Origin of the sequence: Roseovarius sp. MMSF_3281 (genome assembly GCF_030733685.1) — a bacterium.
Lineage (GTDB): Bacteria > Pseudomonadota > Alphaproteobacteria > Rhodobacterales > Rhodobacteraceae > Roseovarius.
Window position 1 is genome coordinate 37,132 of record NZ_JASHIM010000007.1, and the last position, 22,869, is coordinate 60,000.

The window sequence follows — 22,869 nt, forward strand, 5'->3', positions numbered from 1 at the left end:
CATGCTTGAAGGACTTCTTATCGGCCTTCAAACGGCCCTTTCGATCCAGAATCTGCTGATGGTCATTGCCGGATGTCTGATCGGGACATTCATCGGTATGCTGCCCGGCCTCGGGCCGATGTCGATCATCGCCATCATGATCCCCGTCGCCATTTCCATGGGCGACCCATCGGCGGCGCTGATCCTGCTGGCCGGCGTCTATTACGGCGCGATCTTTGGCGGCTCGACCTCGTCGATCCTTCTTAACGCGCCGGGTGTTGCAGGCACGGTGGCCAGTAGTTTCGATGGCTATCCAATGTCGCGTCAGGGCAAGGCGGGCAAGGCATTGACCATCGCCGCGATCTCAAGCTTTGCGGGCGGTACGATCGGGGCAATCCTGTTGATGATCTTTGCCCCCGCCCTTTCGTCTGTTGCCCTCCTGTTCCATTCGGCAGAGTACTTCGCGCTGATGGTGGTGGGCCTGTCGGCCATCGCGGCCTTTGCAGGCACGGGCCAAGTGTCCAAGGCATTGTTGATGACGCTGGTGGGCCTGATCATGGCGACGGTGGGCGAAGGTGCGCTGTTCAATATGCCGCGCTTCACCATGGGGATCATGGATTTGCAGTCGGGCTTTGGCTTCATCACGCTGGCCATGGCAATGTTCGCCTTGCCCGAGGCGCTGTTCCTCGTACTCAAGAAGAAAGAAATGGGCGGTGACGGCGGCGGCAAGATCGAGAACCTGCGCATCACCCGCAAGGAGGGGCGCGCCATCGCGCCCGTCATTGGGCGGCAGTCGCTGCAGGGCTTTTTCGTCGGGGTGCTTCCCGGTGCCGGTGCCACCATAGCGAGCTTTCTGGGCTACGCGGTAGAGCGTAACCTTGCCACCAAGCAAGAGCAGAACGAGTTTGGCAAAGGGTCGGTCAAAGGATTGGCCGCGCCGGAAACGGCCAATAACGCGGCCTGCACCGGGTCTTTTGTGCCGCTGCTCACCCTTGGCATTCCGGGGTCGGGCACCACGGCGATCCTGCTGGGCGCGCTGATCGCGCTCAACGTCACGCCCGGCCCGCGGCTAATGGTGGACGAACCACAGGTGTTCTGGGCGGTGATCATGTCGATGTTCATCGGCAACCTCGTGCTGCTGGTTTTGAACCTGCCCCTGATCCCCTATATCGCCAAGGTGCTGAGTATTCCGCGCAACTACCTTATTCCGTTCATCCTGTTCTTCACCTTGATGGGGGCCTACATCGGCCAGAACAACGCGACGGAGCTGCTGATCCTTGTCGGTTTTGGCATCTGCGCGACGGCACTGAAATTCGCCGACTACCCGCTGGCCCCCTCGCTGATCGGGTTCATCCTCGGACGGATGATGGAGGACAATTTCGCCCGTTCCATGCAGCTCTACGACGGTATGAGTTTCATCATAGATCGCCCGATGACACTGGCGCTTCTGGTGCTTGCGGCGCTCTTGGTTGTGCTGCCCAGCTATCGCGCCCGGCGTGCGGCGGCCCGTGCCAAAGGTGTGTCCGAGGGCGATTGATCCGCCGACTGACGGCAATGTGCGAAATCACGAAGCAGACCTAAAGCGTTTCGCGAAAAACCTGAATCACGGATTTTCGCGAAACGCAGTGCTCCGCCCAATCGTTGCACGCATTCCGCCTTTGGTCGATGTCTCAGGCAAAAGGTGGAACGCTTTAGCCAACAAGGAACGCGAAACTTTACAAGCCGACTGTTCCGTCTTATTGGGAATTAACGCAGGGGAGTCCCGCCAAGGGGACTGAGAGGCTGACAGGATGAAACCCGGTGAAGCGACCCTTTGAACCTGACCCAGTTGACACTGGCGTAGGAAGCTAAGGTCGCGTTGGCAAAACTGGCCCCAGTGATCTGACCAAAAGGCATATTGCGCCTTAGCCTCCTCTCCAAGTTCATCTGGTGTCTTATCGAGACTTGGGCGTGAGGAGCACCAAACAATGACTGTCCCCAATCCCAAGATCGCCGCTGCGCTTGTCCCTGCGCGGTGCGAATTCGGCCCGGAGACCCAATGCACGCTGTCGTTTGGTCCTGTTGCGGCACCGGATTTCCACGATCAGGTTTTGCCCCGACACGCGTTGAAGGTGGCGCATTTCCGTTCCATGCGGATCAGTCACGACATTTACACCAAGGCCCCGAAGGAAGCTCCGGTGGCAATGGCCAAGACGTATCGGGATGGCGGCGCCCCCTACATGCCCGTAGAGGAGCCCGGCGAATGATCACGATTGCAGGGGCCGGTCTTGCCGGCCTTACATCAGCTTTGGAGCTTGCGCGCGCGGGCGCCGAGGTGCGCGTGTACGACACCTGCCCAGAGATCGGGGAAGGAAGCGTTTCCCGGTTCGCCGGGGGCATGCTTGCCCCTTGGTGCGAACGTGAAAATGCCGAGGAAGAGGTGATTACCCTCGGTGCGCGGGCAGCAGACTGGTGGGCGGACATCACGCCCGTCACGCGCCGCGGGACATTGGTGATTGCCCCAGCCCGCGACGCGGCAGAGTTGACACGATTTGCCCGGCGCACATCCGGGTATCGCGAGGTGGACGCCGCGGACATCGGCAGTTTGGAACCTGCTTTGGCGGGCCGGTTTTCGCGCGGGCTGTTTTTCGAAGCCGAGGCACATCTGGACCCACGCCGTGCCCTGCGGGATCTGGCCGGGGCAGCACAGGCGCAGGGCGTCGAGATCATCCTTGGGGCCAAAGCTCCGGGCCATATCGATCTGGATTGCACCGGCATTCAGGCGCCGCTGTCCGACCTGCGCCCGGTGCGTGGTGAGATGGCCATGCTGCATAGCGCGGAGATCACGATCAGCCGGACCATACGTCTGTTGCATCCGCGCATTCCGCTCTACCTCGTTCCGCGCGGCGGTGGCCTTTACATGATCGGCGGCACGATGATCGAAAGCTCATCCGAGCGCGCCGTGACGTTACGCTCGCTTTCCGAATTGCTGGGGGCGGCCTTCACCATCCACCCCGGTTTTGCCGAAGCCAGCGTCATGGAAACCGGCGCCGGTCTACGCCCGGCGTTTCCCGACAACCTGCCCCGCCTTCATCAGAGCGGCGACACCATCCACCTGAACGGCCTTTACCGTCACGGCTTCCTTCTGGCCCCGGCCATGGCGACGCAGGTGGCCAAACATTTCTTTCCGGAGAGGACAAATGCAAATCACAGTGAACGCACAAACGCATGAAATTTCCACCGAAACACTGGATGCGGCCCTTGCCGAGCTTGGCTTTACCAGCCCCGCCATCGCCACGGCCCTGAATGGCCAGTTCGTACCGGCCTCTGCCCGTGAAGCAACGGTTCTGACAGCGGGTGACCGGCTGGAAGTGCTTGCACCGATGCAGGGAGGGTAAAATGCGGATCTATGATACCGACATCTCGGTGCCCATGTTTCTGGGCACGGCGCAATACCCTTCGCCCGCGATCCTGCAGCAGGCGATCCGCGCCAGTGGCTGCGAGGTTGTCACCGTCAGCCTGCGACGGGAAACATCGGATGGAACCGGCGCAGGGTTCTGGGACATGCTGCGCGAAACAGGGGCCCGCATCCTGCCCAATACCGCCGGATGCCATTCGGTGCAGGAGGCCGTGACCACCGCACATATGGCCCGAGAGCTTTTCGCAACCGACTGGATCAAGCTTGAGGTGATCGGCCACGCAGATACCCTTCAGCCGGATGTCTTTGCACTGGTCGAGGCGGCGCGCATTCTGACCGCGGATGGCTTCAAGGTTTTCCCCTACACCACGGATGACCTGATCGTGGGGGAAAAGCTGCTGGAGGCCGGATGCCAGGTTCTGATGCCATGGGGCGCGCCGATCGGGTCGGGCCAGGGGTTGCGCACGCCTGACGCATTGCGGGCGATGCGGGCGCATTTCCCGGGTGTTCCACTGATTGTCGATGCCGGGATCGGACGGCCATCCGATGCGGCACAGGCCATGGAACTGGGCATGGATGCGATCCTGCTTAACACGGCCGTGGCCAAGGCGGGTGATCCCGCCGGCATGGCGCGGGCCATGGCATTGGCGATTGAAGCCGGGCGCATGGGCTTTGCTGCCGACCCGATTGACCGCCGGGACATGGCGGTGCCCAGTACCCCCGTTCTTGGCCTTGCGGAGTTGCTGTGATGGAGCGGTTCTATCTGGTCACCGGCCATGTTGAGCGACTGGAACGGTTGGTCCCGCAGGGGGTGAAGCTTGTCCAGTTGCGGCTCAAGGATATGTCAGAGCACGACATCCGGTGCCAAATCGCCCGCGCCCGTGATTTTTGCGCAGCACATGACGCACAGCTGGTGGTCAATGATTACTGGCAGGTGGCGCTGGACCTCGAATGCGGTTTTGTCCATCTGGGGCAGGAAGACATGGACACCGCCGATTTCGCTGCGCTGCGCCGGGCGGGCATACGCTTTGGGCTGTCCACCCATGATGAGGCCGAGCTTGACCGCGCATTGACACTGGACCCAGATTATGTGGCGCTTGGGCCGGTCTATCCCACGCTACTGAAGAAGATGAAATGGGGGCCACAGGGATTAGAGCGTGTGACCCGTTGGAAGGCCTTGGCCGGCGCCACCCCCCTGGTCGCGATTGGCGGGCTGACCCCGGACCGTGCACCCGGCGTGTTTGCCGCCGGTGCGGACAGCGTTGCGGTCGTAACGGACATTCAACAGGCCGCCGACCCCGAGGCCCGCACGCGTGAATGGTTACGGGAGTGCAACGCATGAACCGGTATGCCCGCCAAATGCAATTGCCCGAAGTTGGCGAGACCGGCCAATCCAAACTGCGTCAAACCCATGTCGCGGTGGTGGGGGCGGGTGGTTTGGGTTGCCCTGTCCTGCAGTATCTTGCGGGTGCGGGCATCGGCAAAATCTCGATCTTTGACCCGGATGAGGTTGAAGAAAGCAACCTGCACCGCCAGCCGATTTATGGCATGCGCGATATTGGCAAACCCAAGGCCATCGCGGCGCGCGATGTCCTGCGCGACCTCAATCCGCAGGTCGATGTTCTGGCACATGTCGAAGTGCTTGGGCCCAGTAAAGCCCCACAGATCGCGGCCAGCGCAGATATCGTGATCGATGCGGCGGACAGTTTCGCGGCGTCCTACATCCTGTCGGATGCCTGTCTGACCGAAGGTACGCCGCTCGTGTCCGCAAGCGTTCTGGGCCAGACCGGATATGTTGGGGCCTTCTGCGGCGGGGCCCCGTCACTGCGTGCGGTCTTCCCGGACCTGCCTGCAACGGGTGCAACCTGTGCAACGGCGGGTGTGTTGGGGCCGGTCGTCGGCGTCATCGGTGCACTTCAGGCGCAAATAAGCCTCCGAATTGCCCTGGACGCGCAACCTGCGTTGGGGCAGATGATCACCGCCGACCTTTCCGCGCTGCAATTCGGCGGGTTCTGCTTTCTGGACAGCCCCGAGCCCGAAGCCGCGGTTCACTTCCTTGCGAAAACGATGTTGCAAGGCTCGGACCTGGTCGTGGAATTGAGAACCGAACACGAAACCCCCGAAAAGATCTGCCCACAAGCCAAGCGCTTGTCGGAAAGCGATATGCGCAAGCGCGACCTGGTTCCGGGGCAAAGGGTTGTCTTGTGTTGCCAAAGCGGATTGCGCGCCTGGCGGGCAGCAAAAAGCTTGCAGGCGCGGGGGGAAACCAACCTCGCCTTGCTGGCTGCAAGAGCCTGTACATAAAGCGGATGCTTATACCCGGCGCCTCCGACAGTGGCGGAGGCGCAGAGCTGATCCGTGGTAAGTTCACAACCCAAAAGGTTGGATTTGTCTATCGTCGGATAATTTGGACCGGATGGCAGCATGTGCAACGCTTGGGTTTGGGGCTGCACGTTGCGAAACGCTTTAGGGGTATGACCACGCACACAGCCCTCAAATAGCGCAGCGGTTGGCCATGACAGAGTATCGTCTTAACAGTAAGTTGTTTGCTCACATATCGAACCGCAGGGGAGGCCGCACAAACTGTCACGATGCAAGGTATTGATCCAAACTTGCTAAAACTGGTTGCGGAAGCAGGATTTGACCTTTTCCGAACCAGTACGCGATTAAATTAAAAAACCTGAGTTCGAATTCTGAACATTCGAACATAATGGTCTGCATCATGCCGATCCAGTTCGAACGCGCCAGAACACTGCTTCAAGAAAAAGCCTGTAGTCCTTCAACCCTGCGGACGAAGCTTGCGATCGCTATATTGCGACTCTGACAGCGTACGTTATCGTGGCGCTCACGTGACGAACTTGTCCCATAATGCTTCCTTCCATTTCAACGAAATGGATCACACCATCAAGCCATGGGATCAAACACCTACATGTTCAGCGCGAAGTCGATTGACAACAATGGACATTTATGTCCACAGTTTTCAAATCAGTCGCAGCCGGTTGAATGTCGGCCCGCCTGCCAACAGGAGGATATTAAATGTTTTTCAAAAAAATCATGATCTTGGGCGCTACAGCAGCAATGCTGGCCATGTCCCCGGCTTGGGCCCAGACAGAACTGAAGCTTGCAACCGATTCCGGTGCCAAAGGGTCACCATCGGGCGATGCACTTGATCGTTGGGCGGCACTGATCGAAGAAGGAACCGACGGCGAAGTACAGGTCGACGTCTTCTACCAGAACGAACTGGGCAGCCAGGCCGAAGTGTTCGACCTTTTCGTTGCCGGTGACATCGACCTGATGATCAACTGGCCGATCACTGCCTATGACGAACGCCTCGGCGTTCTGTTCACCCCCTACATGGTCACCAGCTGGGAAGAGGCCTTTGAGGCCTACAAACCCGGCGGTTGGGTCAACGACATGCTGGTGGGCATCTATGAGGATCTCGGGCTCAAGTTCTTTGGCCCCTGGCCCGAAGGCTTCAACGGGATCGCATCCGCCAATAAATACGCCATGACCGAAGAAGACGCCGCCGATCTCAAGATCCGCGTACCCGCCATGTTCCCGATGGCCGAGTCGGTTCAGGCGCTTGGCTACCAGACTGCAACGATCGACTGGAGCGAGGTGTTCACAGCGATCCAGACCGGCGTGGTCGATGGCGACGGCGCAAACATCATCTATTGGGATTACGAATATTTCCGCGATGTTCTGGATTACTACAACCAGACAAAGATGCAGTTTGTCACTGGCGTGATCGCGATGAACAGCCAATCCTGGGATAGCTTGTCGGAAGATCATCAGGCTGTTGTTCACGAAGCGGCCATGACCGTCATGGGCGAAGCCTTTGATCAGGCGCAGGAGCGCGATCAGTACTATATCGACCAGGCCAAGGAAGCGGGTATGGAATATATCGTGCCGACCGACGAACAGCTTGCAGAAATGGCCAAGAAGGTCCGTGCCGAGGTCTGGCCGCTGATGGAAGAACGCATCGGCAGCGAGATCATGGATACGATCCGTAAAAATGCCGGCGGGCAATAATAGCGTGGCTTCCGTCAAGCGCGTAGGAGAGGCCATCGCATTCGTCTTGAACGCGATTGCGATGGCTTCGTCCATCGCGGTGACCGGGTTGATGTTCTTCCTGGTCATTGCCCGCTACCTTTTGGGCCTGTCGGTTGTCGGTTTACACGAACTCATTACACTGGCGGCGGTCGCGCTTTACATGACCGGCGCTGTGATCGCGTCGCGCAAGCGCGAACACCTGACGGTGGACTGGATCGCGGGCAGCATAACCGACCCGCGAAAAAAGGCCGTGCACGACCTGCTTATCGCGGTCCTGACAATCGTGGTTACCTGCTTTTTCATCGTCTGGTCCTACTACATGTTCACATGGGGCATGAAACGACCGCAAAGCACACCGGCCTACCAGATTCCGCTCTGGCTTCCGCAGCTTGCCATCGGTATCGCTGCCATCGGGTGCTTTTCCTATGCGCTACGCGATGCGATTGACGCCCTTTTCCGCCTGAAACGGCGCTAAGACCCACGGACAGATTCATATGTATGCCCTGATTGCCCTTCCTTTGCTTATCATCCTGATGGGGCTGGGACTTCCTGTTGCCTGGTCCTTTGCGGGTGTGCTTGCCTATCTGACATGGGTGTATGACGCCAATCTGAATACGCTGATGCTGCAGGGGTTTCGCTCGCTCAATTCGGTCGTCCTGCTGGCGCTGCCGCTATTCATCCTGACCGGCTACCTGATGCAGTCGGGGGGCATCGCGCAAAGGATCATCGCCTTCGTCAGTCGGCTTGCTACCGGGCGGGGCGGCATGGGCACCGCGATGGTCCTGTCCTCCAGCATCTTCGGTGCAATCTCGGGAACCGCCACGGCGGCCATCGCGTCGATCGGGTCAATCATGACCGACCCGCTGGCCGAACGCGGTTACCCGCGCGGGCGGATCGCTGCACTGCTTGGGATTTCCTCGCTGCTCGGCATTCTGATCCCGCCGTCGATCACCATGATCCTTTTCGCGGTGGTCACCCGTCAATCGGTTGCGGCCTGTTTTGCTGCCACGATTGGTCCGGCGATCATCCTTATTATCGGGCTGATCCTTTATAATCGGTTTCTTGTCGGTCGCGCTTTTGACGAGATCGAGGCGTTGGACACAAGCGACGAAAGTTTCGGCCGTGTCACGCTCAAGGCGCTGCCCGCCCTGTCCCTGCCCATAATCATCCTGGGCGGCATATACGGCGGTATCTTCACCCCGACCGAGGCCGCCGCCGTCGCCGCCGTGGCGGCCCTGATCGTGGGTGGGCTGATTTACCGCGAATTCACCTGGCGCAGCCTGGGCAAAAGCGTGGTGCAGGCCGCCGAGACCACCGGGTCGATCATTCTGATCCTGTTGTTTTCCTTCATGATCTCGCGCATCCTGTCGTTCGAACGGATCCCGCAGGAGATGACCGAAGCCATTCAATCGGTGATCACCAGCCCCATTGCGGCGCTCCTCATGGTCAATGTCGTGCTGATCATTGCCGGGGCGTTGATGGACGATGTTTCAGTCACTGTCGTGATCGCCCCGCTTTTCCTGCCACTGATGGTGGCCAATCAGATCGACCCGGTACATTTCGCCGCGATTGTGGCCTGCTCGGTCGTGATCGGCGCGAACAGCCCGCCCGTGGCGCCCACGCTGTTCCTGTCATGCAAAATATGCCGGGTTCCGATCCTGCAGGCCGTTGGCCCTGCACTAGGCCTCATGGGCTTCGTTGCACTGCCAGTAATGTTGCTGACCACCTTCTGGCCTGACCTGTCGTTGACAATTCCGCGCCTACTGGACCTGCTGTAAACCGCTTTGTTGTCCGGGGTTATGCCCCGGACAACAGCCGAAGACGCATCCACACTTCCGCTGCATCCGCGCGCGGCACCCAGACACGCACCGCATCCCTGGCCCTTGCCACCAGACAAGCCTTTTCGGCAAATACTGCCATGGCCGAAGGCGACCCCCCTTGAGCCGACATGCAACTGTCCAGATATGTGCCGTCATCATCGCCCGAAATGTCGATCTCTATATACAGGTCGTCGGCCAGACTCAGGGCGTAACCGTCATGCCACCCTACTCTGATCGCCAGCGGCTCGGGCGTACACAGTAACGCCCGGTCACGGGCAATACGCAGGGCAAAATCCCCTTTTTCGGGAAGCTCTGCCAACAACCCGATCATCGGTGCATCCTTTGACAATGCAGCCATCGCCGTTTCAAGATCGCCAGAGATAAGAACCGCCCCACCAGAAGGCAGGCAGCGCAGGACAAGACCGTCAGCTTCGATCCTGTCGCCGGGAACCGGGCAGGGATTGTTCCAGTCACGTTCACGCATTCAATCTCTCCCATTTCGGATCAAGCGCGCAGCTTTCGCAAACCCTGGCGCGGCACGTATCGCCCATATGGAAGGTGCCGACCTCGGCCCCGACCTTCGCGCGCCCGTTTTCCAGCAGCGCCAGCGCCACAGGGCGGTTCAATATCGGGCTGAAATAGCTTGATGTGACAAAACCAAGCGATCGCCGCGCACCGTGCAGGGGCACCAGATGCGCGCCCGTCGGCAAGGGTGTGTCGCCATCGACCTCAAGCCCGACAAGCTGCCGCCGGTTGTTGGCCTTCGCCTCGGGAGTGAAAAGCGACCGGCGACCGAGATATTCATCTGTCCGTTTGTCGCGCGGGCCGCCCCATCCCAGATCATGGGGCATGGTCAGACCGTCGGTGTCCTTCCCGACAAGGATAAAGCCCTTTTCGGCCCGCAGGATCATCACTGCCTCCATGCCGATCCACCGGCCACTCACAGTGTCCCGAGCCGCATCAAGCGCGCCATGTAGCGCGGCACCGTGGCGTGCCGGGACCGTCAACTCATAAGAACGATCACCGGTAAAGCTCACCCGCGCGGCCCGCAAGCTATGGCCGTTCCATGCAGTTTCCCTCACCGACATATGCGGCATCACCTCATCGTCACATATGTCTTTCGGCAATTCGGCCGCGCGCAGCAGGTCACGGGCCCTGGGTCCGGTGACCGACAAGGTGACGAAACCCGCAGTAACGTCATGGATATAGCTGCGCGACGGGTCGAAAACATCCTGCCGCGCTTCTTCAAGGATCATTCGAACACTGGCCGCATGAGAGGATGAAGCCGAAACGATGAAGCGATCCTCGGCTAGACGAAAAACCACACCGTCGTCATGCACGATGCCACTTTCCCCAAGGATGAACCCATACCGCGCCCGCCCCGTTTTCAGGGTCGAAAGGCGCACATAGCCGCAGTAATCCAACAGGTCCGCCGCGCCGGGGCCGATCACCTCGATCTTGCCCAAAGGTGAGGCATCATAAATCCCGACGGTTTCGCGGGCAGCCCTTGCCTCGTCCTGGGCAAGCTCCGCCTCGTCGCCCGGACCGTAGGCCGATGGGCGAAGCCAGCCGCCATATTCGCGGAATTCAGCGGATTTTGCCCGGTGTTCCACCTCAAGCGTCAGGCGCTTGGGCGCATTGAACAGCGCGCCACGCCGTGGCCCTGCAATCACCCCAAGGGGAATGGGCGCGAAGGGCGGACGGTATGTCGTGGTGCCGGTTTCGGGAATGCTTCGACCGGTCAGTTCCGACATTGCGGCCAGCCCGGCAAAGTTGGCATTGCGGCCCTGATCCGTCGCCATGCCAAGCGTCGTGTACCGCTTTAAGTGTTCAACCGAACGATAGCCTTCCTGCCCGGCCAGTTTCACGTCCTTCAGGGTCACGTCATTCTGCGGGTCTATCCATTGCCGTCCGGGCAATGCCGGATCGGGCCGCATTGCAGCCAGTTGCCAGTTTTCGGTCACGGCCTGCGGGGCGGTGCCCGCGCCTCCACCTGCGACATGGCCTTGCGTCAAAGCCTCAGCCAGACCGAACGTGCCATTGGCGGCCCCGACAACGCGCAGTTTCGATGTTCCGGGGCGCGGCACGAGCGAATCCGAACCGGCCTCCCAATCCAGCTTGCCCCCGGCCTGACAATGCAGATGCACAGACGGCGTATATCCACCCGCAACCAACACCGTGTCGGCCTCGTGGCGTTGGCCATTCACGATGACAGACCGCACAGTGCGCTTGCCCTCGGCCCGCGTCAGCCGCGCCGAGGGCAGATGCTTTACCCCCTCTGGTGGGGGTGGCGTTTTCTCGCGCGCATCGACAAGCGTTACCGCACAGCCCACACGCGCCAGGGCCTCGGCCACCGGGTAGCTGGCGTCATTGCCCGTCGCCAGAACGATATTCCGGCCCGCGACCGCGCCGTATAGCGCCAGATAATGCAGCGCCGCTTCTGCCGACATGACGCCCGGCAGATCGTTATTGGTAAACCACAGCGGGCGCTCGATTGCGCCAGCGGCCAGAACGATGTCGCTTGCACGGATGCGCCAGTGGCGATCCGATGCGCCAACGCGCCGCTCCCACGCTGCGAAAAGGTTGTGATCGAACGCCCCCCAAAGGGTCGTATCGGTCAGGATACGCCCCCCGGCAGCTTGAACCGCATCGCACGCCTCACGCACGAAGTCGCGCCAGTCCTTTCCGTCTATTTCACCGCCACGCCAACGCAGGCTTCCGCCCGGTTCGGCGGCCTCATCCACAAGCCAGACCTTGCGTCCCGCCATCGCGGCGGCCCGCGCGGCCGCCAGCCCTGCGGCGCCCGCACCGATAACCAGAAGGTCACAACGGGCATTGACCTGAGGACCATCGGCAGGGGGCCGGTGCCCGCTATCGAGCCGCCCAAGCCCGGCCATCCTGCGAATCATCGGCTCCCACCGCATCCAGCCGAAGGCCATGAAGGTCTTGTAATAGAACCCACCAGGCAGGAACCGGTTGAACCGATCCAGAACCGCCCCCCTGTCGCGCAGGACATCCGGCGCCGTGTTCACCGAACGCAACACCATCCCGTCGCGCAGAGTTTGCGTGGTTGCGCGGGTGTTCGGGGTGGTTTGGCCGTTCTCGGCGACATCGAAAATGGCGTTCGGCTCTTCGCCGCCCAAACCCCACAACCCGCGCGGACGGTGATACTTGAAGCTCCGCCCCAATATCTGCGTCCCCGAAGCAAGCAGGGCCGAGGCCAGGGTATCCCCGGCGAACCCCATCAACTGTTTGCCATCGAAGCTGAAAGATCGCGGGGAATTTCGATCAATCGCATCCCCGGCGGTATCGTGACGCCATCCACTCATTCGTTTCGCCCCGGCAATGCTGTGGTGTCCAGAACTTCACGCGTGACCGTGTCCCGGGTCATCAGGAAATACTCACCGCATGTCATGTGAACCCAGACCTCGGAGGAGGGGCCGCGCGGCGCGTCGTTCATGTAAAGGTAATCCGCCCAGTCGGTATCCGAGGTCTCTTCTGCCGGTTCGGGCCGGTGCTTGCCCGCCTCAGCGGCAAAGTGAAACTCGGTTTCCTCTCGCGGACCGCAGAAGGGACAAGTGAAAATCTGCATCTCGGCTCTCCTGTCAGTGTGCGATGCCCGATCCCGCCGCTTCGTCGATAAGGCGGCCCCGGGCAAAACGATCAAGATCGAAGGGGCGGCTGATCTCGTGATGCTGCCCCTTTGCAAGAAGATGCGCAAGCAGCCACCCGCCGGCCGGGATGGCCTTGAACCCGCCGGTACCCCAACCGCAATTCAGATACAGCCCTTCGGGGCCAGCCGGGCCGATCACGGGAGAGCTGTCGGGCACCACATCGACCACGCCGGCCCATTGCCTGAGCAGCTTGAGCTGCGCAAAGGCCGGGAACATTTCCAAGAGCCCGGACAGCACGGTTTCCTGAGATGGCAGGTTGCCACGCTGCCCGTGGGTCGGCACACGATCCAGCCCGCCGCCGATCACCAGCTCGCCCTTATCCGATTGCGATACATAGGTTCCCGTTCCCAGATAGAGCAGGACAATATCCAACATCGGTTTGACCGGTTCGGAAACGAAAGCCTGCAAGGCGTAGGTATGTATTGGCAATCGCACCCCGGCCATCGCCGCAAGGCCGGGCGTTGCCCCCGCTGCCGCAAGGCCGACGCGATCGGCCCGGATCGTTCCCATGTCGGTTGCGACGCCGGTGATCCTGCCGCCCTCGATCAACAAGTCGGTGACGGTGCAGCCCTCGATGATATCTACGCCCATGTCGCTGGCACCACGGGCATAGCCCCAGGCCACGGCATCATGGCGTGCCACACCGGCGCGTGACTGCCAGACGCCGCCCATGCAATTATAACGAGCGTCCGACGTCTGATTCAGCAGCGGCGCCCGGCGCAGAGCCTCTTCGGCGCCCATCAGTTCGCCATCGACACCGTTGATCTGCATCGCGTTGGCGATGCGTGTGCAGATTTCCATCTGCATCGGCGTATGCGCCGCAATCAGCATTCCGCGCTGACTGAGCATGACGTTGAAGTTCAAGTCTTTCGAAAGCCCTTCGTACAGCCTCAGCGCCAGATCATAGAGCGCCACGCTCTCCGGGTAGAAATAGTTCGAGCGCACCGCAGTCGTGTTCCGACCCGTATTACCGCCGCCGACCCAACCCTTTTCCAGCACGGCAACCCGGCGCAAACCGTGATTCTTGGCCAGATAATAGGCCGAGGCCAGACCATGCCCGCCCCCGCCGACAATGATCGCATCATAGGCCGGTTGCGGCTTGGCCTTGCGCCAGGCCGGGGTCCATCCACGATGCCCGCGCAGCCCCTCGGCAGCCAGTGAAAAGGCAGAGTAACGTTTCATGGCCGCTCCACGGTTCGGGCAAATTCAATCAAAGAATCGACCTCTTGTTGCGAGGGCCGAACCCCGGTGAAACATTTCAGGTAGCCCTCGACGCGCGAAACACGCGTTTCCAGCGTCTCGGACAACTCTAGTGCGTAATATCCGATCTGCTGATAATATAGCACACGGGCCCGAATGTCAGCGTCCTCAGGGGGATATCCGAACCGCTCGAACATCCGCGTCAGCGCCTGATGGCGCGTCTCGTCACTGCGCTCGATGACCTGGCGCACCCTGGCATCGCGCCGCGCCCATTCCCGCACGGCGAAATCCAGACGGTAATCGAACCCGTCGCGCGAGATGATGCAGCGAAAGAAATTGCACACAGCCTCGGTGATCGTCGCGGCTGGCATCTCACTGTAGCGCACGACAACATCCGTATTCTTGCGCTCCCATTTCTCAAGCAACTGGTTCAGCAGATCCTTTCGGCTTTTGAAATACCAGTAAAAGCTGGACCGCGAGACATTCAGCTTGCTGCCAAGTGCCAGGATTTTCACCTCGGACACACCATGACGCACCAACAGGTCCATTGCCGCATCCAGCCAGTCGTCACGCGTGACCTTGACGTTACCGGCGCTGGCCGTTTCTTCGTTCATGGAAAGCCTCTGGATCGGTTTTGACATGTGGCTTCCTCAGCTGACTGGCGGGGCACCGCCCACTGCGCTACGCTTTGCCACAGAGGTCCTGAGCGCGTCCAGCCTGCCGGGCTCGGCCGTTTCCGGGGCGCGATGCCCATCGACGATGTCTTTCCAGATGCCGACCGCCCGTTCCGGCGCGCTCAACGCACCGCGCTCACTCCAGGTTCCAAAATTCGACAGATCGGCGACAAGGGACTGATAAAACTCGGTCTGATATCGCTCCATGGTGTGGGTCGCCCCAAAGAAATGCCCGCCCGATGGCACCTTGGACAGTGCATCGTTGATATTGGCCGCCGACCCGCTGGCGCAACTCCACGGCAGGTCAAGAAACCGGGCCAACTGCCCCGCCCCGAGTGAGGCCTTGAAATGCTCGGGCGTTCCAAACGCGGGCGCGCCCGACCTCATGTCGACATTCGAGATAAAGGTGATCGCCGTCAAAACCTCGGCATGGATTGCTTCGGCCTCGTCTTGCGAGAACACGGTTTGCGGCGAGAGTAGATTGCGTAATCGGCTGTAATTCACTACCCGCGCCGCGCGACTTTTGGCGGCGCCATCGCGCCGCCTCCTGCCGCGACGGCCTTGTTCGCGCATCGTGCTAGTCATCCGCGCATCGCCTTACCTTGCGGATCATAAGGTGACGGGGCGATGACCCGCGCGGCACGTTCCGCGCCGACGATATGCGTGGTCAGTTCGGTCCCCTCGGCGGCGCTGTCGCGGCCCAGCATCGCCATCGCCAGCGATTTGCCAATAGTGTGGCCATAGCCCCCCGATGTGATGAACCCGACGCGTTTGCCATCTTTCCAGACCGGCTCAAAACCACTGGCATCGGCATCCTCGGCATCGACCTCAAGCGTGACGATCACCTCGTTCGGGCCACCGCTGTCACGTTCGGCCATAGCTGCTTTACGGCCCACGAAATCGCCCTTTTCCCAGTCAATCCAGCGATCCATCCCCGTCTGTGCGGGGGTATAGCCTTGCGTAAACTCCGCCGACCAGATCCCGAACGATTTTTCCAGTCGGAGCGACAGCAGCGCATTGAAGCCCACTTCGCGCAAGCCCAGCCTGCCCCCGGCCTCAAGCAGCATCTTGCGCAGCACGATATGCTCCAGTGCCGAACAATGGATTTCATAACCGCTCTCGCCCGAGACCGACAACCGCCCAACCTTGGCCCGGATCAGGCCGAAATCGAACGTCCCACATCCCATGAAGGGTAACTCGCCAATCGTCCCGTCGGTCAGGTATTCGAGCACCTCAAGGCTCCGGGGTCCCGCAATGCCAAAGCCCACGGTCGCATCCGAAATGTCGCGGATGGCAACGCCGTCCTTCATGTGATCCTCGAACCAGCGCATGTGCCATTCCCGCAGGTAATACGACCCCATGATCCAATAGGTGCCATCGCCCCAGTTCATGACCGTCAGATCACCCTTGAGCTTACCGGTCTCACTCAGCATCGGCGCAAGACGCGCGCGCCCGGGCTTGGGCAGCTTCGAAGCCATGATCCAGTCCAGCCAGCGTTCCGCCTCGGGGCCTGTCACTTCGAACCGCGAGAAGCCGGAGATATCCAGAAGCCCTGCAGTCTCGCGCACGGCCTTGCATTCCTCTGCAATGATCGGGAACGCGTTCGAGCGTTTCAGCGTCGGCGTTTCCTCGAACTCGGGTGTCGGAGCGAAGTAGAGCGGCAGCTCCAGGCCATAGCTCGCCCCCCAGCGGGCACCGACGGCGGACATGTCGGAATAACTCGGCGAGACCTTCATCGGGCGTCCGGCAGGCAGCTGCTCGTTGGGGTAGGTCATCACGAAACGCCGGGTGTAGAACTGGCCCGTGGTTTCCTTGATATACTGCTTGTTCTCGGCAAAATCGCCATAGCGGGCGACATCCATGCCGAACACATCCGCTTCCGGCTCGCCATGGATCATCCATTCCGCCAGGCTTTTGCCGACGCCACCGCCTTGCAGGAACCCGGCCATGACGGCGCAGGCGCACCAGTACCCAGGCTTGCCGCGCACCGGGCCGACAAGCGGATTGCCATCCGGCGAGAAAGTGAAGGCCCCGTTGACCCAGGTCTTCACACCGACATGCTGCAACGCAGGATACCGCTCGAACCCGAGGGTCAGCTCTTTCTCGATGCGATCCGGGTCTTCCTGTTGCAACTCGAACCCGTATTCCCAGGGTGCCCCGTCCATCATCCAATGTTCGTGATCGACCTCGTAAATCCCCAGAAGGATACCTTTCTGGTCCTGGCGCATGTAGGTGAAGCCTTCAAGGTCCACGACCAGCGGCAGTTCCTTGTCCAGCTCGGCGACTTCGGGGATCGTGTCGGAAATCAGGTAATGGTGGTTGAGCGGGGATACCGGCAACTCGATTCCGGCCATGCGACCGACCTGCTTGGCCCACAGGCCCGCGGCATTGACCACATGCTCGGCCTGGATCGTGCCCTTTTCGGTGACGACTTCCCAGCCGTCTTTGGTCTCGTTTATTTCCAGCACACGGTTGTGCTCGATAACCTCGGCACCGTATTTCTTGGCCGCACCGGCATAGGCATGGACCGTGCCCGTCGTGTCGATGTAACCCTCGCGTTCGGCCCACATACCGCCCAGGATGCCGTGCGGCGACATGATCGGGCACAGGTCGGCGGCCTCTTCGGGGGTGACCAGATGCACATCTTCAATCCCGATGGACTGGAACGTGCGGTAAGCCGATTGCAGCCATTCCCAACGGTCCGGCGTGCCAGCGAGCGTCATGCCACCCGTCATGTGCATGCCGACCGACTGCCCGCTTTCTTGTTCGATCTCGGACAGCAGATTGATTGTATAGGATTGCAGGGATGCGATGTTGGGATCCGCGTTCAGGGCGTGAAACCCGCCCGCCGCGTGCCAGCTTGACCCAGCGGTCAGAACCGACCGTTCGACAAGGCAGACATCCGTCCACCCCATTTTTGCAAGATGATAGAGAACGGATGCCCCGACGACACCGCCGCCGATAACCACGACGCGATAATGCGATTTCATAATGCCTCCCTGACTTGACTTATACGGCGATGGTAAACCTATTGGACAATTGTGTCCACTACGACATTACAGAGGAAAAACACTATCATAGGCAATGTCAGAGCAACCTGACTTGAGACCGATTATCCGCTGCCCTAACCTGCCCGCATGGAAAAACGTGACCCGTTCAAGTACTTCAAAACCAACCCTGAGATCATTCTCTGGCGGTGATGATGTCCATGCGATTTTCGCTTTCAATACGTAATGTTTTGGACTTTCTCTACGAACAAGGAATTGATGTCGGCCAAGCATCCGTCCAGCAGTAGCCGCGTAAGCCGATTAATGGATTCTCAGCCTAGGGCGCAAGAAATCGCGCGTAATACTGGCCTCGATCTCGTCTTACGTTGAAACCTTGGCACAGTATGTCTCCTCCTGTCGATCCACTGGGTCGCCGGATCAGACCTTCCCAGTCGGCGCCCTCGGAATAAAGCGCCTCTAGCTTTGTCGCGGTTTCTGGGTCGGCAATGTTCGCGACCACCGTGACCTAGCCGACCTGTTCCCAGTTGCCTTTGCGAGTGAACCAGCCGATAAACTGCAACGTGGTCGCAAACGATTTGTGGGCGTTCGTAAAGCACGGCCATTTTCAGGTTCGTCAGGTCGAAGCCCTCTCCCAGCATATCAACGCAGATGACGATATGCGCACTGGCTTCCTCATGGTCTGTCAGTCGCTTAAGGAATTCCTGATTCTGCCGCACGCGCCCGGGGCCTGAGAAAATAAGCTGCGCCGCCAATATCTTCGATGGTCTTCAGGTTAATCGATCGGTAGCACGACTGTCGCGGGCTCGAATTCACTACCAACTGAAAAATGTGCCACGATTGCGTGTAGGCACCGAGCTGCGGCGGGCGGAGGCCATCGGTGCCCGTATCCGGATCTTCCTCCCGAAACAGGAACCGATCCTTCAAGTTCTCAAGTATCAGCTCGGGCGCGCCGAAATTCTTAGTAAACAGGCTGATATCGTCCCAGTCCAGCCGTGTCTCCGGACCGAGATTTCCGGTCTCTTCAAGGCCCGGCCCGGGCAGCCAAGTACTTGGTCTCAGCGCGGCGCGCGCCCTTACGACGCAGCAAAAACGCATCGAACGGTGGATGAAGACGTGTTTGGATAAGCGAGTGGCCCATTACCTCCGACTCGGACACTTCTGCGTCAAAGTAACCGACGCGAAACGCCTGCTAGAAAACCGCATTATCCGAGCAGCATTGCCGCTGAGTGTGCCATTAAAAAAATGCCTCGGCTCGTTCGAGCTAAGGCGTTGTTTTTATTGGTTGCGGGAGCAGGATTTGAACCTGCGACCTTCAGGTTATGAGCCTGACGAGCTACCGGACTGCTCCATCCCGCGCCAATTGCGTCGCCCTAAGCATAGATAGGTGGTTAGGGCGTCATCGTAAGAGAGATACCTTTAAGGGTCTTACTAGGTTTGGCGGCGACCTACTCTCCCACGTCTTAAGACGCAGTACCATCGGCGCTAAGGCACTTAACGGCCGGGTTCGGGATGGGACCGGGTGTTTTGCTCTTGCTATGACCACCAAACCAAGAAAAACCCTTAAAATTCCAAGTCGTACACGTTGGTGTGTATGCTTTCGATCAGTAAGTCAGTCTGACTTCTACTGGATCAAATCAAGCCTATCGGACAATTAGTACCGGTCAACTGAACGCATTGCTGCGCTTACATCTCCGGCCTATCGACGTGGTGGTCTTCCACGGTCCTCAGGGATACCTTGTTTTGAGGGGGGCTTCCCGCTTAGATGCCTTCAGCGGTTATCCTGTCCGATCATAGCTACCCTGCACTGCTGCTGGCGCAACAACAGGTCCACCAGTGGATCGTTCACCCCGGTCCTCTCGTACTAGGGGCAACTCCTCTCAAGTATCCTACACCCACGGCAGATAGGGACCGAACTGTCTCACGACGTTCTAAACCCAGCTCACGTACCTCTTTAAACGGCGAACAGCCGTACCCTTGGGACCTGCTCCAGCCCCAGGATGAGATGAGCCGACATCGAGGTGCCAAACACTGCCGTCGATATGGACTCTTGGGCAGTATCAGCCTGTTATCCCCGGCGTACCTTTTATCCGTTGAGCGATGGCCCTTCCACGCGGGACCACCGGATCACTATGGCCGTCTTTCGACTCTGCTCGACTTGTCAGTCTCGCAGTCAGGCTGGCTTCTGCCATTGCACTCAACGAGCGATTTCCGACCGCTCTGAGCCAACCTTCGCGCGCCTCCGTTACTCTTTAGGAGGCGACCGCCCCAGTCAAACTACCCGCCACGCAGGGTCCCGGACCCCGATAAGGGGCCGCGGTTAGACATCAAGAGTGCGAAGGGTGGTATCTCAAGGGAGGCTCCACAAGAACTAGCGTTCTTGGTTCAAAGCCTACCACCTATCCTGCACATCACAATCCTGATGCCAGTGCGAAGCTGTAGTAAAGGTGCACGGGGTCTTTCCGTCTAACCGCGGGAAGCCTGCATCTTGACAGGCAATTCAATTTCGCTGAGTCGATGTTGGAGACAGCGGGGAAGTCGTTACGCCATTCGTGCAGGTCGGAACTTACCCGACAAGGAATTTCGCTACCTTAGGACCGTTATAGTTACGGCCGCCGTTTACCTGGGCTTCAATTCAAGGCTCTCACCTCTCCTTTTAACCTTCAGGCACCGGGCAGGCGTCAGACCCTATACGTCGTCTTGCGACTTCGCAGAGCCCTGTGTTTTTAGTAAACAGTCGCCACCCCCTGGTTTGTGCCCCCAGCCAATACTTGCGTAGAAACTGGGCCTCCTTCTCGCGAACTTACGGAGGTATTTTGCCGAGTTCCTTCAACATCGTTCTCTCAAGCGCCTTGGTATTCTCTACCAGTCCACCTGTGTTGGTTTAGGGTACGATCTGATGGAGGTGCTATTTCCAGGGACTGATCAGCGGCCCAGACAATCCGATAAGCCTGAACAACCTTCACAATCCGTCACATCCTCCTGGCCCAGGAATATTAACCTGGTTCCCATCGACTACGCCTTTCGGCCTCGCCTTAGGGGTCGGCTTACCCTGCTCAGATTAGCTTTAAGCAGGAACCCTTGGACTTTCGGCGACAGGGTCTCTCACCCTGTTTGTCGCTACTCATGTCATCATTCTCACTAGTGATCTCTCCACCGGATGGCTCACGCCCCGGCTTCACAGAAAGTTCCTCTCCTCCAATGCGCCCGAAGGCGCTAAGGAGGAATGGAACTATGTCACACTACGCTCTGCTACCAGTGCATACGCACTCCTAAGCTTCGGCTCGTGGCTTGAGCCCCGTTACATCTTCGCCGCAGGACAACTTATTTAGACCAGTGAGCTGTTACGCTATCTTTAAAGGATGGCTGCTTCTAAGCCAACCTCCTGGTTGTTTTGGTCGTCCCACCTGCTTTCCCACTTAGCCACGAATTGGGGGCCTTAGCTGTAGGTCAGGGTTGTTTCCCTCTCCACAACGGACGTTAGCATCCGCTGTGTGTCTGCCATCTAGTACTCCTCGGTATTCGGAGTTTGGTTAGGATCAGTAAGCCTGTGGGGCCCCATTACCCATCCAGTGCTCTACCCCCGAGGGTATTCGGATGACGCTCTACCTAAATAGATTTCGCAGAGAACCAGCTATCTCCGAGTTTGATTGGCCTTTCACCCCTAGGCACAACTCATCCCGATCTTTTTCAACAGATGTGGGTTCGGCCCTCCAGTAAGTGTTACCTTACCTTCAGCCTGGTCATGCCTAGATCACTCGGTTTCGGGTCTGATCCATCTAACTCGACGCCCTATTAAGACTCGCTTTCGCTGCGCCTACACCTAACGGCTTAAGCTTGCTAGATAGACCAAGTCGATGACCCATTATACAAAAGGTACGCCGTCACAAGACTGGACACTAATGACAACCTTACTTGGTTGGTATGGACACCCGGAATTGCACCGTTTCAAGGCCTGGGTTGTTACTGTATATTCCTAGGTTCGACCGGTGGTCGACACTCAGGCTCATCTTAACCCCTTGCTTGTTCTTGTATCCGACCTCGATACCGGATCGAAATTCGATCGGGCCACCAAGGTCAACGCCGCTCCCTTTTTCATAGAGACCGGTCATCGCATTCAACGTCAGAAAGAGGTTATCTTTGCGATTGGAAACCGTGTAGGCATGACCAAAGCCAGCCCAAAGTTCCCCATCACTGGAGGCTGAAACACCCCACATGCGCTGAAAAGGGCCATCTGCATGGGCCGTTTCGCGACGGAAGTAGAATTCTTCGCCAACCTCATTCTTCTGAAAATGCGTCGTGCCGACCGCGAAGCTATTATAAGCCTCTACTTCGTTTTTCGCGAAGCAGCCCTCGTTCGGGCAATGGTTAACACCGGCGTCGATCAACCCCGCTATGAAGAAAATCGCTGCTGCTGTTCCATCGGTAATAAAAGCTAGGTCCGACACTGTCCGCTCCATGTTTGAGTATTCATTCGCTTCATGAAGCAGATTGTCATTAGAGTCCAGTCAAGCTCCGACTGATTGTAGGCGTTCGGTTTCAGGTACTGTTTCACTCCCCTCGTCGGGGTGCTTTTCACCTTTCCCTCACGGTACTGGTTCGCTATCGGTCAGTAAGGAGTACTTAGCCTTCGAGGGTGGTCCCCCGATCTTCAGACAGGATTTCACGTGTCCCGCCCTACTTAATACGTCCTATCGAGCTTCTCGTACGGGGCTGTCACCCGCTATGGCCATGCTTTCCAACATGTTCTGATCACTCTCAAGGCTCGGCTGGTCCCCGTTCGCTCGCCGCTACTAGGGGAGTATCAATTGATTTCCTTTCCTCCGGGTACTTAGATGTTTCAGTTCTCCGGGTTTGCTCTTAAAACCCTATGTATTCAGGTTTTAAGTACCTGTTTCAGCAAGTTATAAATTACCGAAGCAATTTATAACCAACTGTCAGGTGGGTTGCCCCATTCGGAAATCCATGGATCAAAGGTTATTCTCACCTCCCCATGGCTTATCGCAGAGTATCACGTCCTTCATCGCCTCTTACTGCCAAGGCATCCACCAAACGCCCTTCTCGCGC

At 59.0% G+C, this 22,869-nt stretch carries 18 protein-coding genes, 1 tRNA gene, 2 rRNA genes and 1 riboswitch (1 of these 22 only partly in view); of the genes, 10 read left to right on the forward strand and 11 right to left on the reverse strand.

The window, feature by feature from the left end; all coding sequences use genetic code 11:
* The first annotated feature begins 1 nt into the window (after position 1).
* The 10 genes from RBB32_RS09315 (at position 2) to RBB32_RS09360 (ending at position 9,207) form a co-directional block, all read left to right on the forward strand.
* Positions 2-1,516 carry a tripartite tricarboxylate transporter permease gene (locus tag RBB32_RS09315; protein WP_306152435.1) on the forward strand — a complete coding sequence of 505 codons (1,515 nt, stop codon included), beginning with the start codon at positions 2-4 and terminating at the stop codon, positions 1,514-1,516.
* A 206-nt stretch (positions 1,517-1,722) separates the two neighbouring features.
* Positions 1,723-1,842: riboswitch (TPP riboswitch) on the forward strand.
* Between the two features lie 104 nt (positions 1,843-1,946).
* On the forward strand, positions 1,947-2,225 hold the full coding sequence (locus tag RBB32_RS09320; protein WP_306152436.1) for a hypothetical protein: 279 nt from the start codon (positions 1,947-1,949) through the stop codon (positions 2,223-2,225).
* Complete coding sequence (locus RBB32_RS09325; protein ID WP_306152437.1) at positions 2,222-3,190, forward strand: FAD-dependent oxidoreductase; 969 nt, start codon at positions 2,222-2,224, stop codon at positions 3,188-3,190. The genes RBB32_RS09320 and RBB32_RS09325 overlap by 4 nt, the downstream gene beginning before the upstream one ends.
* A complete protein-coding gene (gene thiS, locus RBB32_RS09330; RefSeq protein ID WP_306152438.1) occupies positions 3,159-3,356 on the forward strand; it encodes a sulfur carrier protein ThiS in 198 nt (65 codons plus the stop codon). The genes RBB32_RS09325 and thiS overlap by 32 nt, the downstream gene beginning before the upstream one ends.
* 1 nt (position 3,357) lies before the next feature.
* A complete protein-coding gene (locus RBB32_RS09335; protein ID WP_306152439.1) occupies positions 3,358-4,125 on the forward strand; it encodes a thiazole synthase in 768 nt (255 codons plus the stop codon).
* Positions 4,125-4,718 (forward strand): thiamine phosphate synthase, encoded by a 594-nt coding sequence (locus RBB32_RS09340; RefSeq protein ID WP_306152440.1) that lies wholly within the window; start codon positions 4,125-4,127, stop codon positions 4,716-4,718. The genes RBB32_RS09335 and RBB32_RS09340 overlap by 1 nt, the downstream gene beginning before the upstream one ends.
* On the forward strand, positions 4,715-5,680 hold the full coding sequence (locus tag RBB32_RS09345) for a HesA/MoeB/ThiF family protein (RefSeq protein ID WP_306152441.1): 966 nt from the start codon (positions 4,715-4,717) through the stop codon (positions 5,678-5,680). Before RBB32_RS09340 ends, RBB32_RS09345 begins: the two co-directional genes overlap by 4 nt.
* Before the next feature lie 732 nt (positions 5,681-6,412).
* On the forward strand, positions 6,413-7,408 hold the full coding sequence (gene dctP, locus RBB32_RS09350) for a TRAP transporter substrate-binding protein DctP (protein WP_306152442.1): 996 nt from the start codon (positions 6,413-6,415) through the stop codon (positions 7,406-7,408).
* 61 nt (positions 7,409-7,469) lie between these two features.
* On the forward strand, positions 7,470-7,904 hold the full coding sequence (locus RBB32_RS09355) for a TRAP transporter small permease (RefSeq protein WP_306152443.1): 435 nt from the start codon (positions 7,470-7,472) through the stop codon (positions 7,902-7,904).
* Positions 7,905-7,923: 19 nt separating this feature from the next.
* Positions 7,924-9,207 (forward strand): TRAP transporter large permease, encoded by a 1,284-nt coding sequence (locus RBB32_RS09360; RefSeq protein ID WP_306152444.1) that lies wholly within the window; start codon positions 7,924-7,926, stop codon positions 9,205-9,207.
* A gap of 19 nt (positions 9,208-9,226) precedes the next feature.
* On the opposite strand, the gene RBB32_RS09365 is transcribed toward RBB32_RS09360, so the two are convergent.
* The 11 genes from RBB32_RS09365 to RBB32_RS09420 form a co-directional block, all read right to left on the reverse strand.
* The gene (locus RBB32_RS09365; protein ID WP_306152445.1) at positions 9,227-9,733 is read right to left on the reverse strand and encodes a hypothetical protein; all 507 of its coding nucleotides are present in this window, start codon (positions 9,731-9,733) and stop codon (positions 9,227-9,229) included.
* Positions 9,726-12,578, reverse strand: a complete 2,853-nt coding sequence (locus tag RBB32_RS09370; protein ID WP_306152446.1) for a 2Fe-2S iron-sulfur cluster-binding protein — start codon at positions 12,576-12,578, stop codon at positions 9,726-9,728. The genes RBB32_RS09365 and RBB32_RS09370 overlap by 8 nt, the downstream gene beginning before the upstream one ends.
* Positions 12,575-12,841 carry a sarcosine oxidase subunit delta gene (locus RBB32_RS09375; RefSeq protein WP_306152447.1) on the reverse strand — a complete coding sequence of 89 codons (267 nt, stop codon included), beginning with the start codon at positions 12,839-12,841 and terminating at the stop codon, positions 12,575-12,577. Before RBB32_RS09375 ends, RBB32_RS09370 begins: the two co-directional genes overlap by 4 nt.
* A gap of 13 nt (positions 12,842-12,854) precedes the next feature.
* Complete coding sequence (locus RBB32_RS09380) at positions 12,855-14,105, reverse strand: sarcosine oxidase subunit beta family protein (protein ID WP_306152448.1); 1,251 nt, start codon at positions 14,103-14,105, stop codon at positions 12,855-12,857.
* Positions 14,102-14,764, reverse strand: a complete 663-nt coding sequence (locus RBB32_RS09385) for a TetR/AcrR family transcriptional regulator (RefSeq protein WP_306152449.1) — start codon at positions 14,762-14,764, stop codon at positions 14,102-14,104. The genes RBB32_RS09380 and RBB32_RS09385 overlap by 4 nt, the downstream gene beginning before the upstream one ends.
* 9 nt (positions 14,765-14,773) lie before the next feature.
* On the reverse strand, positions 14,774-15,382 hold the full coding sequence (locus RBB32_RS09390; protein ID WP_306152450.1) for a trimethylamine methyltransferase family protein: 609 nt from the start codon (positions 15,380-15,382) through the stop codon (positions 14,774-14,776).
* Positions 15,379-17,787, reverse strand: a complete 2,409-nt coding sequence (locus tag RBB32_RS09395) for an FAD-dependent oxidoreductase (RefSeq protein ID WP_306152451.1) — start codon at positions 17,785-17,787, stop codon at positions 15,379-15,381. The genes RBB32_RS09390 and RBB32_RS09395 overlap by 4 nt, the downstream gene beginning before the upstream one ends.
* Positions 17,788-18,495: 708 nt before the next feature.
* Entirely contained in the window at positions 18,496-18,900 is a 405-nt protein-coding gene (locus tag RBB32_RS09405; protein ID WP_306152452.1) for a hypothetical protein, read from the reverse strand.
* Positions 18,901-19,084: 184 nt separating this feature from the next.
* A tRNA-Met gene (locus tag RBB32_RS09410) sits at positions 19,085-19,161 on the reverse strand.
* 76 nt (positions 19,162-19,237) lie between these two features.
* Positions 19,238-19,352: ribosomal RNA gene (gene rrf / locus RBB32_RS09415) — 5S ribosomal RNA — on the reverse strand.
* Positions 19,353-19,435: 83 nt separating this feature from the next.
* Positions 19,436-22,869, reverse strand: a 23S ribosomal RNA gene (locus RBB32_RS09420) (it continues 6 nt past the right edge of the window).